The 15,174-nt window shown below is 64.0% G+C and carries 10 protein-coding genes; 6 read left to right on the top strand and 4 right to left on the bottom strand.

Annotated elements, in window-relative coordinates; genetic code table 11:
• Positions 1-64: 64 nt before the first annotated feature.
• From gyrB to dnaA, 4 genes are all read right to left on the bottom strand, one after another.
• Positions 65-2,524, bottom strand: a complete 2,460-nt coding sequence (gyrB, locus tag PEM_RS18410) for a DNA topoisomerase (ATP-hydrolyzing) subunit B (protein WP_005421206.1) — start codon at positions 2,522-2,524, stop codon at positions 65-67.
• A 112-nt stretch (positions 2,525-2,636) separates the two neighbouring features.
• Positions 2,637-3,731: a DNA replication/repair protein RecF gene (gene recF / locus PEM_RS18405; protein WP_111128180.1), complete on the bottom strand. Its 1,095-nt coding sequence runs from the start codon at positions 3,729-3,731 to the stop codon at positions 2,637-2,639.
• A 987-nt stretch (positions 3,732-4,718) separates the two neighbouring features.
• Positions 4,719-5,819: a DNA polymerase III subunit beta gene (gene dnaN / locus PEM_RS18400; protein ID WP_005411731.1), complete on the bottom strand. Its 1,101-nt coding sequence runs from the start codon at positions 5,817-5,819 to the stop codon at positions 4,719-4,721.
• A 275-nt stretch (positions 5,820-6,094) separates the two neighbouring features.
• Positions 6,095-7,426 (bottom strand): chromosomal replication initiator protein DnaA, encoded by a 1,332-nt coding sequence (gene dnaA / locus PEM_RS18395; protein ID WP_049417185.1) that lies wholly within the window; start codon positions 7,424-7,426, stop codon positions 6,095-6,097.
• A 255-nt stretch (positions 7,427-7,681) separates the two neighbouring features.
• Here dnaA and rpmH point away from each other — a divergent pair, with 255 nt between their 5' ends.
• The 6 genes from rpmH to PEM_RS18365 all read left to right on the top strand — a co-directional run bounded on the left by rpmH (position 7,682) and on the right by PEM_RS18365 (position 14,968).
• Positions 7,682-7,822: a 50S ribosomal protein L34 gene (rpmH, locus tag PEM_RS18390; RefSeq protein ID WP_005411729.1), complete on the top strand. Its 141-nt coding sequence runs from the start codon at positions 7,682-7,684 to the stop codon at positions 7,820-7,822.
• Between the two features lie 5 nt (positions 7,823-7,827).
• On the top strand, positions 7,828-8,322 hold the full coding sequence (gene rnpA, locus PEM_RS18385) for a ribonuclease P protein component (RefSeq protein ID WP_111128181.1): 495 nt from the start codon (positions 7,828-7,830) through the stop codon (positions 8,320-8,322).
• On the top strand, positions 8,322-10,037 hold the full coding sequence (gene yidC, locus PEM_RS18380; protein WP_111128183.1) for a membrane protein insertase YidC: 1,716 nt from the start codon (positions 8,322-8,324) through the stop codon (positions 10,035-10,037). The genes rnpA and yidC overlap by 1 nt, the downstream gene beginning before the upstream one ends.
• 115 nt (positions 10,038-10,152) lie before the next feature.
• A complete protein-coding gene (locus PEM_RS18375; RefSeq protein WP_111174603.1) occupies positions 10,153-12,825 on the top strand; it encodes a polysaccharide deacetylase family protein in 2,673 nt (890 codons plus the stop codon).
• Between the two features lie 3 nt (positions 12,826-12,828).
• Entirely contained in the window at positions 12,829-14,178 is a 1,350-nt protein-coding gene (mnmE, locus tag PEM_RS18370) for a tRNA uridine-5-carboxymethylaminomethyl(34) synthesis GTPase MnmE (protein ID WP_111128186.1), read from the top strand.
• Positions 14,179-14,443: 265 nt separating this feature from the next.
• Positions 14,444-14,968 (top strand): hypothetical protein, encoded by a 525-nt coding sequence (locus tag PEM_RS18365; RefSeq protein WP_111128188.1) that lies wholly within the window; start codon positions 14,444-14,446, stop codon positions 14,966-14,968.
• Positions 14,969-15,174 lie beyond the last annotated feature (206 nt).

Here is a 15,174-nt window from a genome sequence, read left to right as displayed (position 1 = left end):
GTACCTGTGTTCAAGGGACGAAGGCCGGTGCAGCTCCCCGCGCACCGGCCAGGTCCCGATTGTGTCAGATATCCAGGTTGGCGACTTTCAGCGCATTGTCTTCGATGAAGTCGCGACGCGGCTCGACGACATCGCCCATCAGGGTGCTGAAGATCTGGTCGGCAGCGACCGCATCCTCGATGCGCACCTGCAGCAGGCGACGGGTCTCCGGGTTCACTGTGGTATCCCACAACTGCTCCGGATTCATTTCACCCAGACCCTTGAATCGCTGGATCTGGCGGCCGCGCTTGGCCTCCTCGAGCAGCCAGTTCTGCGCCTTCGCGAAGCTGTCGACTTCGATCGACTTGGCGCCGCGGGAAATCGTTGCACCTTCGCGCACCAGGCCGTGCAGCAGCTTGGAGGCCTGGTGGATCGCACGCAGTTCGCCACTCTCGAACGCCGACATCGGCAGCACCTGGATGTGCTCCTCGCCCATGTGGCGACGGGTCACCAGCACAGCGGCGGGGCGTTCCTCGTTGGCGTCCTGCAGTTCCAGGCTGAAACGCGGGCTGCCCAGGCTGCCCTGGTTGAGGCGCTTGGCCAGCGCATCCAGGCCTTCGCCTTCGCCCGCATTGCGCAGGCTGTCCATGTCCATCGGCACGAAATCGACCAGCGCTTCGAGCAGGTTGCGGTCATAGCGGTGCGCGTTGCGTTCGATGGAATCGAGCGCGGCGGCGTACGCCAGCAGCAGCTTCTCCAGTGCCAGGCCTTCGATGCCCGGTTCGCCGGTGGCCGGCACCAGCGCGGCGTTCTCCACCGCACTGCTGGCCAGGTAGCTGTCCAGCGCCGGATCATCCTTCAGGTACAGCTCCTGCTTGCCCTGCTTGATCTTGTACAGCGGCGGCAAGCCGATGTAGACGTAACCGCGCTCGATCAGCTCCGGCATCTGACGGTAGAAGAACGTCAGCAGCAGGGTGCGGATGTGGGCGCCGTCGACGTCGGCGTCGGTCATGATGATGATCTTGTGGTAACGCAGCTTGTCCGGGTTGTACTCGTCACGGCCAATGCCGGTGCCCAGCGCGGTGATCAGCGTACCGACCTGGTCGGAGGACAGCATGCGGTCGAAGCGCGCGCGTTCCACGTTGAGGATCTTGCCGCGCAGCGGCAGCACCGCCTGGTTCTTGCGGTTGCGGCCCTGCTTGGCCGAGCCACCTGCCGAGTCACCCTCGACGATGAACAGTTCGGACAGCGCCGGATCCTTTTCCTGGCAGTCGGCCAGCTTGCCCGGCAGGCCGGCGATGTCCAGCGCGCCCTTGCGGCGGGTCAGGTCGCGGGCCTTGCGGGCGGCTTCACGTGCACGCGCGGCGTCGACGATCTTGCCGGCAATCGCCTTGGCTTCGTTCGGGTTTTCCTGCAGGAACTCTTCCAGGCGCGCACCGAAGGCGTTTTCCACCGCCGGACGCACGTCGGAGCTGACCAGCTTCTCCTTGGTCTGGCTGGAGAAGCTGGGATCCGGCACCTTCACCGACAGCACCGCGATCATGCCTTCGCGCATGTCGTCGCCGGTCAGGTTGATCTTGGCCTGCTTGGCGATGCCGTTCTGCTCGATGTAGTTGTTGAGCACGCGGGTCAACGCACCGCGGAAACCGGCGAGGTGGGTACCGCCGTCCTTCTGCGGGATGTTGTTGGTGAAGCAGTACATCGTCTCCTGGTAGGAGTCGGTCCACTGCAGCGCCACCTCCACGACGATGCCGTTGTGCTCGCCGGTGACGGAGATGACATTCGGGTGCAGCGGGGTCTTCAGCTGGGCCAGATGCTCCACGAAGCTGCGGATGCCGCCTTCGTAGTGGAAGTCATCGCGACGGCCGTCGCCACGCTCGTCGGCAAGGACGATCTTGACGCCGGAGTTCAGGAACGACAACTCGCGCAGACGGCGGGCCAGGATGTCGTAGTGGAATTCCACGTTGTCGTGGAAGGCAACGGTGGACGGCCAGAAGCGCACGGTGGTGCCACGCTTGGTGGTGGCTTCCAGCTTGGCGAGCGGGGTCACGGCTGCGCCGTTGCTGAATTCCTGCTGGTAGTGGGAGCCGTTCTGGAACACGTCCACCAGCAGCTTCTGCGACAGCGCGTTGACCACGCTGACGCCGACGCCGTGCAGGCCGCCGGAAACCTTGTAGCTGTTGTCGTCGAACTTGCCGCCTGCGTGCAGGACGGTCATCACCACCTCGGCGGCGGAGACCTCGCGACCGAGCTTGGCGCTCATCTGCTCGTGCTTGCCGGTCGGAATGCCGCGGCCGTTGTCGGACACCGAGACCGAGCCGTCAGCGTGGATCGTCACCGCGACATGGTCGGCGTGGCCGGCCAGCGCTTCGTCAATCGAGTTGTCGACAACCTCGAACACCATGTGGTGCAGACCGGTGCCGTCATGCACGTCACCGATGTACATGCCGGGTCGCTTGCGGACAGCCTCCAGGCCTTCCAGGGCGGTAATGCTGTTGGCGTCGTAATTGCCGTTGTTTGCCGGGGTGTTCTGTTCGTCGCTCATTGCGCTTGCCGTAGGCTCCGCAGGTCGGGCACCGCTTGGGGCGATGTGCCGAGAATGAAAGGATTCCAACCCGAATTATACCAGCCGGGGTCGAGTGGCCCTGATGTGCCCACTATGGCACAGCCACGATCTGTGCATGTTCCACGTGGAACCGGGCGATCTGGGTCAATTCCTGCAGGGCCGCCGGAGGCTCAGTAGCGGTGACGAAGATCTGCGCCGGGCCGGTGAGCAGGCGCTCCAATACCCGCGCCTGGTGGGTACGATCCAGTTCGGAGGCCAGATCGTCCAGTGCGATCACCGGCCATTCGCCGCGCTGTTCTGCATAGTCCTCGGCCTGCGCCAGCAGGCACGCCAATGCGGTCAGCTTGGCCTGACCGCGTGACAATGCATCGCGACCAGGAATGCTGTGGAAATCCACGCTCCAGTCCGCCCGATGCGGCCCAACCGAGGTGTACCCGGCCTGGCGGTCACGATCCCGGGCCAGAAGCAGAGCATCTGCCAGGGGAAGCTCATGCCGACGCCAGCCCGGACTGAGTTCCAGGGCCTGGATGCCGAGTTGCGGCGCCAAACTGGCAGCCAGCGCCACGGCACGCTGCTGCAGCCGCTCGAGGTAGTGCTGACGCCGGCTGGTAAGGGGCTCTCCGGCCTCAGCCAACTCGTGATCCCAGGTGTCCAGCATCCGCGACGGGCCGCCCTGCTTGAGCAGGGCATTGCGCTGCTTCAGCGCCCTTGAATAGCGGCGCCACAAGGACAGGAAATCAGGTTCCACGTGGAACAAACCCCAATCCAGGAAGCGACGGCGGGGCTCGCCACCGCCGCTGACCAGCGCATGGCTGCCGGGCTCAAACGTCACTACCGCCAGCGCTGCGCAGAGGTTGCCGAGCTGAGCCACATCTTCACCGTCCAATCGTCCCTTCCAGTCCTGCCCACTGTGGCGCAGGCCGGCCTTTCGGCGATGCGACGCGTGGTCGGCACGCTGTTCGTCCCATTCCACGAAGATCTCCAGCGCCTCCTGGCCCTGGCGCACCAGTCCATCGCGAACCCTGCCGCGGAAGCTCCGGCCATAGGCCATCAGGTGCAGGGCCTCCAGCACGCTGGTCTTGCCGGCACCGTTGTCGCCAGTGAGCAGGTTCAGCCCCGGCTGGGGCAAGAGATCCACCGCACTGAAGCGACGCAGTTGGTGCAAGGCGAGGCGGCGGATAAGCATGGGGCGCGAACGACCATCCGCTCGAGGCGGTAGAGGGGCAGGGAATCCATCAGCTTACTGCATCGGTCAAGCCGGACGCGCTGCACCCGCATCGATGCGGAGCAGAAGCTCCCGCGCACCAACTGATCGCGGGCTCCACGTGGCGCCGGTTCACCGGCATGCCCGTTTCCAGCTCCGGACGCAGCTGAAATTCCTTCAATTCTGCACAGGGTCACGGGGCGTGGCCCGCCAGATTTCAACGATTTCAAGACCACGGCCGCAGGTGTTTGATGAGCGCTTGCCCGGCCGGGTGAGCGGGCGGGCGCCCGGTTTCCTCCAAATCTGAGATCCGATGCACTGCGAGGTTCCACAGATTTCAAAGAATCCGGACCATTCGTTTCACGCTGTCCACAGCGGGATTGTATGACTTATACACAAGGTATGGGCAATTTGTGGATAAAAAAGCCCTTCTGCCTGGGTCTGGAAACTATCCACAGGTTCCCCCCCAGCCTGAGGCGCCTCTATACAGGGGGTTTCACCCTCATAAATTCCTTTTAAATCATGCAGATAACACAATTTTCCACGAAATCTGGCTCTACCATCACCACCATGCTTTAGATTTATACCCAGATTTAGAAGCTAGGCTTGGCCCGATCTGTCCCGAATGGGTCCTGTGGACAGAGAGGATTTCAGGAACAGCGAGCACGGTCGCCGCAGCGTGGATGCGCTTCGGCATCCGACCAGACAGGTCCATAGCAACTGCGTTGAGACCCCAGGTACCGGCCCCGATCAAACATGATTCGGAGGCAGTCCCTGGCATCGACTCAAAGTCCCGTCGCCAGTTCGGCCTGGGAAGCAAAGCGCACGCAACCGGATCCATCAAGGAAGATGCTGTCCGTTCGAAATCCGTGCTGGAAAGGGTTCAGCCCGATGATCCACGTGGAACGTAAAAAAAACGCCCGGGAAAATCCCGGGCGTCGTTCGGTTCCACGTGGAACAGCGCTGCTGTCAGAGACGCAGCGGCATCACCACGTGACGCGACTTCTCGCTGCTGGACTCACGCACCAGCGCCGAGGAGTTGGAGTCGCGCAGCTGGATGATGACTTCCTCATCGCGCAGGGCGGAGAGGGCATCCAGCAGGTAGTTCACGTTGAAGCCGATGGCCAGATCGCTGACCGTGGTATCGGCTTCGATCTCTTCCTGGGCTTCCTCCTGCTCCGGGTTGTGCGCGCTGATCTTCAGGTTGCCCGGCGACACTTCCACGCGGATGCCGCGGTACTTCTCGTTGGACAGGATCGCAGCGCGCTGCAGCGAGGCGCGCAGCGCTTCACGATCAACCTTCACTTCACGGTCGGCACCGATCGGAATCACCGCTTCGTAATCCGGGAAGCGGCCGTCGATCAGCTTGGAGGTGAAGGTGACATCGTCGCGCTTGACGCGGACGTGGCTGCGGCCGACTTCCAGCTCGATCTCGCGATCACCACTTTCCAGCAGGCGCTGCAGCTCGGTCACGCCCTTGCGCGGCACGATGATCTGGCGCTTGGAACCGCTCGGCTTGGCCAGGTCGGTTTCACACAGCGCCAGACGGTGGCCGTCGGTGGCAACGGTACGCAGGGCGTCACCGCGCAGATCGAACAGCAGGCCATTGAGGTAATAGCGCACGTCCTGCTGCGCCATCGCGAACGCGGTGCGCTCGATGAGCTCCTTCAGGGTCGCTTCGCCGATGGCCACGCGCTCAGTGGCTTCCACTTCGTCAACCGACGGGAAGTCATTGGAGGGCAGGGTTGCCAGGGTGAAGCGGCTACGACCGGCCTGCACGGTGATCTTGTCTCCGGTCTGCGAGACGGTGATCCGGCTGCCATCGGGCAGGGCGCGGATGATCTCGAACAGCTTGCGGGCGGGAATGGTGGTTTCGCCGTCCTGGGCGTCTTCAACCGCGATCCGCGACACCATCTCCACTTCCAGGTCGGTACCGGTCAGCGACAGCTGGCCGTTCTGCACCTGGACCAGGAAATTGGCCAGAACCGGAAGGGTCTGGCGGCGTTCGACCACGTTGACGACCTGTGCCAACGGCTTGAGAAAGGCTTCGCGCTGCAGTGTGAAACGCATGTGGTTCCGTGCCCCTATGCTTTAAAAAATGTGGAATAAATCAAAAGCTTGGTGGTGCTGGTAGAGACAGAATCGCTGGAAAACAATGCTAAGTCTTTGTAAATAAAGGAGTTTCAGGCATCGAAACCCTCTGTATTACCGACCCCCAAGGGGTGGGGAAAGCTGTGGATAAATTCGACGGGATTTCAGACGCCATTTTTATCCACAACGTGTCCCGCGCTTGCTACCGGATTCTGCACCGTTTTGTGCGATGACGCCTCATCGGCATCCGTGCATCATTCGCTCAGCTTCCGGATCAGCTTGTCCCAGTCTTCGCGGAGCTTGCCGTCGGTTTCCATCAGGGTCCGGATCTGGCGGCAGGCATGCAGCACCGTGGTGTGATCGCGACCGGCAAAGGCGTCGCCGATCTCGGGCAGGCTGTGCTCGGTCAGTTCCTTGGTCAGGGCCATGGCGACCTGGCGGGGGCGAGCGAGCGAGCGGGTCCGACGCTTCGACAGCAGATCCTTGATCTGCAGGCCGTAGTAGTCGGCAACGGTTTTCTGGATGTTGGGAATGCTGATCGCCTGCTGCTGGGCGCGCAGCAGGTCGCGCAGGGTTTCCTGGGCGAATTCGGTGGTGATCGCGCGGCCGGTGAAGTTGGCGCGGGCGGTCAGGGTATTGAGCGCGCCCTCGAGGTCGCGCACGTTGGAGCGCATCTTCTTGGCGATCAGGAACGCAACATCATCGGGAATCTCGGCACCGCGTTCGCGCGCCTTGGCCAGCACGATCGCGGCGCGGGTCTCGAAGTCCGGCGGTTCGATCGCGACCGACAGGCCCCAGGCAAGCCGCGACTTCAGGCGCGCTTCCAGGCCTTCGACCTCGCGAGGATAGCGGTCGCAGGTCAGGATGATCTGCTGCTTGCCATCGAACAACGCGTTGAAGGTGTGGAAGAACTCTTCCTGCGTGCGGTCCTTGCCGGCGAAGAACTGGATGTCATCGATCAACAGCGCGTCCACCTGCTGGAACTGGCGCTTGAACTGATCCATGGTCTTTTCCTGCAGGGCCCGGATCATGGCGCTGAAGAACTGTTCCGAACGCAGGTACAGCACCTTCGCGCCTGGATTGGCCTGGCGCATCGCGTTGCCGGCGGCGAACATCAGGTGGGTCTTGCCCAGGCCGGTGCCTCCGTACAGCAGCAGCGGGTTGTGGGCGCGGTCGCCCGGCTTCTGCGCTGCCTGGAAGGCAGCGGCCAGGCCCAGCTGGTTGCTGCGGCCTTCGACGAAGTTGGCGAAGGTGTAGTGATTGTCCAGGTTGCCGGCGAACGGCACCTGCGGTTCGCTGGACACAGGCGCCGACGACGTGGAAACCGGCGCGTTCTGCGCCTCCACGGGGCGCGGGCGCGAGCCGATTTCAAGAAAAACGTCGCTGAAACCGGCGAAGTGAGCCAGCAGTTCACGGATCCGGGCCAGGTACAGCTCGCGGACCTGGTCGACGATGAAGGCATTCGGTGCATACAGCACCAGGCTGTCCACGCGCAGATCGGCCTGCAGCGGCTTCAACCAGGTATGAACGTCTTCCGGCGGGAACTCCGCTTCGAGGCGCTCGAGACTACGGGACCAGGCATCCATCAGCAATAATCGTCCGGTGGCCGGGGCATGGACGCGACAAGGCGCCCAAACACAGGCCGGAAAGGGGGGAAATGGATGGCTCAGACTACCACCGAGCGCCCGCCTTCGGAATGCTTGTCCCCCACTTATTCACAAAAACATCCACAGCTATTGCACAGCCCGGTGAATTCGCGTAGTCCCCAGGGGTTGACGTGAGGGGGGAGACCTCTCTAGAATTTCCGGTTCTTTCCGTCCCATTCATACGAGAGGCCCCCAATGGCCACGAAGCGCACCTACCAGCCCAGCAACCTCAAGCGTAAGCGCGACCACGGCTTCCGTGCCCGTATGAAGACCGCTGACGGCCGCAAGATCCTGTCGCGTCGCCGCGCCAAGGGCCGCAAAGTCCTGAGCGCCTGATTGCCATGCCGCACCCTGCGGCAGACGCAATCCCTTCGACAGTGAATACTGCAGACCCGCGCAAGCGATTCCCTCGCTCTGCGCGGGTTCGCACGCGTGCCGAATACTCAACGGTCTTCAACGGCGCCCGCCGTGTGTCCGATCCGCTGATGACCCTGCACTGGCTGCCGGCTGACCGGCCGGCCAGGCTGGGTCTGGCGGTTTCCCGCAAGGTCGATCCGAACGCCGTTGGGCGTAACCGGATCAAGCGCGTCCTGCGCGACATCCTGCGTCAGACACGTACCGATATCCAGCCAGGCGACTTCGTCGTCGTGGCCCGTAGTGCTGCGCGTTCCGCCAGCAACGACGAGATCCGCCAGGCCTTCCTGCGCCTGCTGCGTCGCCTGCGTGCATTGCCCGCGCCGGGCATGGACGGCACAATGCCGCCGCCTGATGGCATCGCAACTCCTTCTTTGACCGAGCCGGCATCGCGTCCCGGCCCCGCCGAGCCTGTCCGCTGATGAACCAGACCCGCGTATTCCTCATTTTTGCCTGGCTGATGGTGGCCGTGCTGCTGTGGATGGAGTGGAGCCGTGAAAAGGCTGCTCCGACCCCGGCACCGACGGCCACGTCGGCCCCGGCTGCCGTACAGAGTGTTCCGGGCGCTGCCTCGGGCAGCATTCCCAGTGCACAGGTCCCGGGCGCCCCGGGCCAGGCCGCTGTGCAGGCGCAGGCCAGTGCCACCCCGGCCAGCCAGCGCGTGACCGTCACCACCGACGTGCTGCGCCTGGTGCTTGATGGTGGCCGCGTGCTCGACGCCGAGCTGCTGCAGTTCCCGCAGACCAAGGACGAAGGCAGCCCGCCGGTTCGCCTGCTGACCGAAGACCCCGCGCATCCGTACAGCGCGATCAGTGGCTGGGCCAGCGAAGACAAGAACACCCCGGCTCCCGGCGCCGACGGCTTCAAGCTGGTCGGTGACACCAAGGACTTCGTGCTGGCCAAGGGCCAGAACGAGCTGCAGATCCCGTTCGTGTGGACTGCCGACAACGGCGTGACCATCAAGCGCACCCTGACTGTCTCGCGCAACGAGTACGCCGTGCGCTTCAAGGACGAAGTCAGCAATGCCGGCGCCGCGCCGTGGAACGGCTACGTCTACCGCACCCTGGACCGCACCCCGACCATCCTGTCGCGGAGCATGACCAACCCGGACTCCTTCAGCTTCAACGGTGCCACCTGGTACGACAACGACAAGAAGTACCAGCGTCGTGCGTTCAAGGACTACCTGGAAGACGGCACGCTCAACCAGAACATCACCGGCGGCTGGCTGGCGATGCTGCAGCACCACTTCTTCACCGCCTGGATCCCGCAGAAGGACCAGACCGCACACTACGTACTGTCGCAGGTGGCCGGTCGTGACCTGATCGAAGCGCGTGGCCCGGCCTTCACCGTGGCCCCGGGCCAGTCCACCAGCACCGAAGCCCGCCTGTGGGTCGGCCCGAAGCTGGTCAACCTGATTGCCAAGGAAGACGTGCCGGGCCTGGACCGCGTGGTCGACTACAGCCGCTTCTCGATGATGGCGGTGATCGGCCAGGGCCTGTTCTGGGTGCTGAACCAGGTGCACAAGCTGGTCGGCAACTGGGGCTGGGCGATCGTCGGCCTGGTGGTGCTGCTGAAGCTGGTGCTGTACCCGCTGTCGGCGACCCAGTACAAGAGCGGTGCCAAGATGCGTCGCTTCCAGCCGCGCATCGCGCAGCTGAAGGAACGCTATGGCGATGACCGCCAGAAGTTCCAGACCGCGATGATGGAGCTGTACAAGAAAGAAAAGATCAATCCGATGGGCGGCTGCCTGCCGATCCTCATCCAGATGCCGATCTTCTTCGCCCTGTACTGGGTGCTGGTGGAATCGGTCGAACTGCGCCAGGCGCCTTGGTTCGGCTGGATCCAGGACCTCACTGCACGCGACCCGTACTTCATCCTGCCGGTGATCAACGTGGCGGTGATGTGGTTCACCCAGAAGCTGACCCCGGCACCGGGCATGGACCCGATGCAGCAGAAGATGATGCAGTTCATGCCGCTGGTGTTCGGCGTCATGATGGCCTTCATGCCGTCCGGCCTGGTCCTGTACTGGGTGGTCAACGGCGGCCTGGGCCTGCTGCAGCAGTGGTGGATGACCAAGCGCCATGGCGGCGAGCCGGTCCCGGCCACCACCGCTCCGGCCCCGGTCAAGAAGAAGTAATCGGTAGAGCCGGCCGCTGGCCGGCTGACCCCAGCAAAAGCCCGCCGCAAGGCGGGCTTTTCGCATGCGGCGGTAGAATCGCCGGCACACCGTTCCTCCCACCTTCGAGTCCGCCATGCCGCGTGCGTCGTCGTTCCGCCTGTTCCTGCCCTCGCTGTTGTTGACGCTGGTTGTTGCCGGCTGCGGCGACAAGGACGCGAAGGCGCCGGCGGCCACCGTCACCCAGGCGAGCGCGCAGGCTGCGGCCGCCGCCGATCCTGCCGCTGCGCCGTTGCTGGCGGCGCTGCAGAAGCAGCTCGATGGCTACCGCCGGATCATCGTGCTGCTGGCCGACGAGGAGCAGCAGTCGACCGCCGACCGCGGCACCTCCACGCGTGTGGGACAGCAGCTGTTCCACGATGGCCTGGAACAGCGCACGACCATCGCCGCGCAGTTCGACACCCTGCTGCGCGGTTCCAGCCCGCAGCGCTTTGCCACTCTCGGCACGGTGCTGGACTACATCGAGTCTGCGCCGGAACTGTTCGACGCCGATCGCCTGGCCTTCCGTGAAGTGCTGCGTGACCTGCATGAGCGGGTCGGCACCGATTCCTCGCTGCCGGCGGTGAAGCTGCACCAGCGCATCGGTGAGGATCTGGAAGCGCTCGATGAGATCGAGCGCAACTACAACCAGGAACTGACCCGCATCTTCAGCCGCTTCGAGCGCACCCGCGCCATCGAACTGAAGCGCGAGAAGTGGGACGACTACATCGCCCACCTGCACAAGGACTACAGCCGTGAAGCGATCCTGCGCGACTACGGGGTGATCGAGCCGTATCCGATGTCGATGAAGGACAGTGACCGCGAGAGCTTCGGCCGAGACCTGCCGGCCAAGACCGTGGTGCTGACCTTCGACGACGGTCCGCACAAGGCCTACACCGATGAAGTGGTGGCCATCCTCAAGCGTTACGACGTGCCGGGCGTGTTCTTCGAAGTGGGCCGCAACCTGGGCAAGGTCGAGGCCGATGGCAAGGTCAGCCTCGGCCCGATGGCGAAGATCAGCCGCAACCTGATGGAACAGGGCTATGCGGTCGGCAACCACAGCCTGACCCACGCCCAGCTGTCGCGCACCACCGGCGACGCCCTGCGCCAGCAGGTGCTGGACACCGACACGCTGCTGAAGGATGTCGACAGCAAGCGCGCGCCGCTGTTCCGCTTCCCGTACGGCGCGCGCAATGCCGAAGGCCTGCAGCTGCTCAACGAAGCCGGGCTGAAGTCGATCATGTGGAACATCGACTCGATGGACTGGGCCGACCCGGTGCCGGAATCGATCGTGCAGCGCGTACTCGACCAGGTGAACAAGGAGCAGCGCGGCATCATCCTGTTCCATGACATCCACGATCGCGCAGTGAAGGCGCTGCCGCAGATCCTCGACCGGCTGATCGCCGAGGGTTACCAGTTTGCCGGCTGGAACGGCCGCGACTTCACCGTGGCCCGTGCGCGCAAGGGTGATGCCGCTGCCGCCACCGTCACCACCGGCTACGAGAAGTCGTGGGCGATCGTGGTCGGCATCGACAACTACGCCAAGTGGCCGAAGCTGGAATACGCCAGCCATGATGCGCAGGCGGTGGCCGATACCCTGACCGGGCAGTTCGGCTTCCCGTCCTCGCAGGTGATCGTGCTGAAGAACGAGCAGGCCACGCGCAACAACATCCTCGCGGCCTTCCACGACCGCCTGGCTGACGATCGCACCGGGAAGAACGACCGCGTGTTCGTATTCTTCGCTGGCCATGGCGCGACCCGCCAGCTCGCCTCAGGGCGCGACCTCGGCTACATCATCCCGGTCGATTCGGATCCGAAGGAATTCGCCACCGACGCGATTGCGATGACCGACATCCAGAACATCGCCGAAAGCATGCAGGCCAAGCATGTGATGTTCGTGATGGATGCCTGCTACAGCGGCCTGGGCCTGACCCGTGGCGGCCCGTCGTCGTCGTCGTTCCTGCGCGAGAACGCGCGTCGCAGCGCGCGGCAGATGCTGACCGCCGGTGGTGCCGACCAGCAGGTGGCCGATGCCGGCCCCAACGGCCACTCGGTGTTCACCTGGGTGCTGCTGCAGGCGCTGGCCGGCAAGGGTGACCTCAACGGCGACGGCCTGATCACCGGTACCGAGCTGGCCGCCTACGTGGCGCCGGCCGTATCGGCGGTCTCGCACCAGACCCCGGCCTTCGGCAGCCTGCCCGGTTCGCAGGGCGGCGAGTTCGTGTTCCAGGTGCCGGACAGCCAGGAATTCCTCAATGCCGATACGCGCCAGCTGACCGCCGATGCGATCGCGCTGAACAACAAGGTGGAGGCCGCCAGCGAGGCCAAGGGCAGCCAGGCACCGGTGACGGTGGCTGACCTGCAGGGCGGCAAGGCCAAGCTGGTAGTGCCCTCCGCCGGACCGGCGTCCGACCGCCAGCGCGCGCAGCAGGCCAACGACCGTGGCCTGCAGCTGTACCGCGAGAAGCAGTACGACGAGGCAGCCGCGCAGTTCACCGAAGCGCTGAAGCTGCGTCCGGACTTTGCCCAGGCCGCCAACAACCTCGGCTTCGTCTACTACCGTCAGCAGCGCTACGCTGAAGCCGCACGCTGGCTGGAGAACACGCTGAAGATCGATCCGTCGCGTGCGGTGGCCTATCTCAACCTGGGCGATGCCTACTTCAACGCCGGCGACAAGGCCAAAGCGAAGCAGGCCTACACGACCTACCTGGCGCTGCAGCCGCAGGGCAGTGGTGCCGCGCAGGCACGCGCGCAGCTGGAGAAACTCTGAACCATGAACGACGCGATCCGTACCGACACCATCGTGGCCATCGCCAGCGCTCCGGGCGCTGGCGGTGTCGGCCTTCTGCGCCTGTCCGGTTCGCGCGCTGCGGCGATCGCCCGCGCGCTGGGTGCGCCTGCACTGCGCCCGCGCCATGCACACTATGCGCGCCTGCGCGACGCCGATGGCGACGTCATCGACGATGGCATCGTGCTGTGGTTCCCGGCGCCGAACAGCTTCACAGGCGAAGAGGTGGTGGAACTGCAGGGGCACGGCAGCCCGGTACTGCTGCAGCAACTGGTCGCGCGCTGCATTGCTCTCGGTGCGCGCCAGGCGCGGCCGGGTGAGTTCAGCGAACGCGCGTTCCTCAACGGCAAGCTCGACCTGGCCCAGGCCGAGGCCATCGCCGACCTGATCGCGGCCGGCGACAACCGCGCCGCACGCGCCGCGCGACGTTCGCTGGATGGTGTGTTCTCGCGGCGCATCGACGCCGTGGTCGAGCAGTTGGTGCTGTTGCGCATCCACGTGGAAGCAGCCATCGACTTCGCCGACGAACCGCTGGATACCCTCGGCGGTGCGCAGGTGCGGCGTGGGCTGGAGCAGGCGCGCAGTGATCTGGCCCTGCTGCGCCGCGACGCCGAACGCGGCCGTCGCCTGCGCGATGGCCTGCACGCGGTGCTGATCGGTCCGCCGAACGCCGGCAAGAGTTCACTGCTCAATGCGCTGGCCGGCAGCGAGCGCGCCATCGTTACCGACATCGCCGGCACCACCCGCGACACGCTGCGCGAGACCATCCGCCTGGATGGCCTGGAGCTGACCCTGGTCGACACCGCCGGCCTGCGCGACGGTGGCGATGCCATCGAACGCGAAGGCATGCGCCGCGCGCACGTGGAAATCGAGCGCACCGACCTGGCGTTGATCGTGCTGGATGCGCGCGATCCGGCGGCCGGGCAGGCGGCGTTGGGTGACGCCGTGGCAGCGGTGCCGCACAAGATCTACATCCACAACAAGTCGGACCTGCTCGGTGTGCTGCCGGCGCTGGACGACCCGGACCGCGTATTCGTTTCGGCAGCCACCGGCGCCGGGCTGGACGACCTGCATGCGCGCCTGCGTTCGATTGCCTCGGCCGGGGCAGGGGAGCAGGTGGATGGCGAGTTCTCCGCGCGCACGCGCCATGTGGACGCGATCGAGCGAGCGCAGGAACACGCGCAGCGCGCCGATCGCGAACTGGCGCATGAGCACCTGGAACTGGCCGCCGAAGAATTGCGGCTGGCCCATGACGCACTGGGCGAGATCACCGGGCAGATGAGTGCGGATGATCTGCTGGGAAGGATCTTCTCGAGCTTCTGTATCGGCAAATAAAGTAATGCGTCGTAGGTAGCAGTGCAGCACCGTGGGCCGCTGCTGACTCGACAATCGGCCACCGGTTGGCCGAACTCATTGAACGCTGAATCAATTGATCGTGAAGACAAGCCACGCATGGCTTGAGCTACTGGCATAGAACCTCATCAATGATGAGAGAGGAATGCCAAAGGCTGGATAGCCGACAGGAATTTGCGACAATACCCGGCCCCAGAGATCCTAGGGGAGCTTCAGTACGCAAGGACCTGCAGTGACAAACCCTCTAATGGCGCTGCAAGCCGAACAGGCGCTCGCTGACCGTTTCAAAAAATTAGTTGACTTTGTCGCCACGCAAGCTGTCACCGGGTTGACCGACGCCGAGGCCCCAGTTTTTGGGTATCTCCTGACATCTAAGCAATGCGATGAAATGGATAGGCTGTGCGACGCAAATGGTTGGCAGCGCCTGACATCTTATGGCGTGATGTTTAGCGTGGAAGATGTGCGCCACATTCTCGATGCTCGGGCGTCAAAAGACGGCCTGAACGCGGAGCAGATCGGTACTATCGTAGCTAAAGCCTACAGCCCCAAGAGCTTGGTAATCCCGAATCCGCCTACTGAAGATAGTTCCACCACAAGGCGAAGCGACCAGCAGTCGCTGATGCTGAACACTCAGCAGAAAGTCACAATTGGTACCACTAAGTATTACGGCGTGGCGGTACTCGAGATAAAAGCGGAAGGCTCCAGAAGGTACTTGGCCCCGGTGACGTGCTATCACGCTACCGAGGCCAAGAAGCGCCGCATATTCAAGTGACTACGAGGAAGGACGGCCTCAATGGCAAGTTTCCACACTCAAGTGAACAACCCATACGCCACAAATTTCCCTTCATATGTCCCTCGTGGGGACTTCGCAGCTCCGCCGACAAATTTTCTGCTGTCTGCGTAGTCGATCAATAGGCTATCAAGTACATCGGGTCGATGCAACCAACATCGCCAACGCGTTGGCGAGCCTTCACCTGC

Origin of the sequence: Stenotrophomonas sp. Pemsol (assembly GCF_003586545.1) — a bacterium.
Lineage (GTDB): Bacteria > Pseudomonadota > Gammaproteobacteria > Xanthomonadales > Xanthomonadaceae > Stenotrophomonas > Stenotrophomonas sepilia.
Note: the sequence above shows the minus strand (reverse complement) of the source record. Positions and strands in the feature narration are given on the sequence as shown.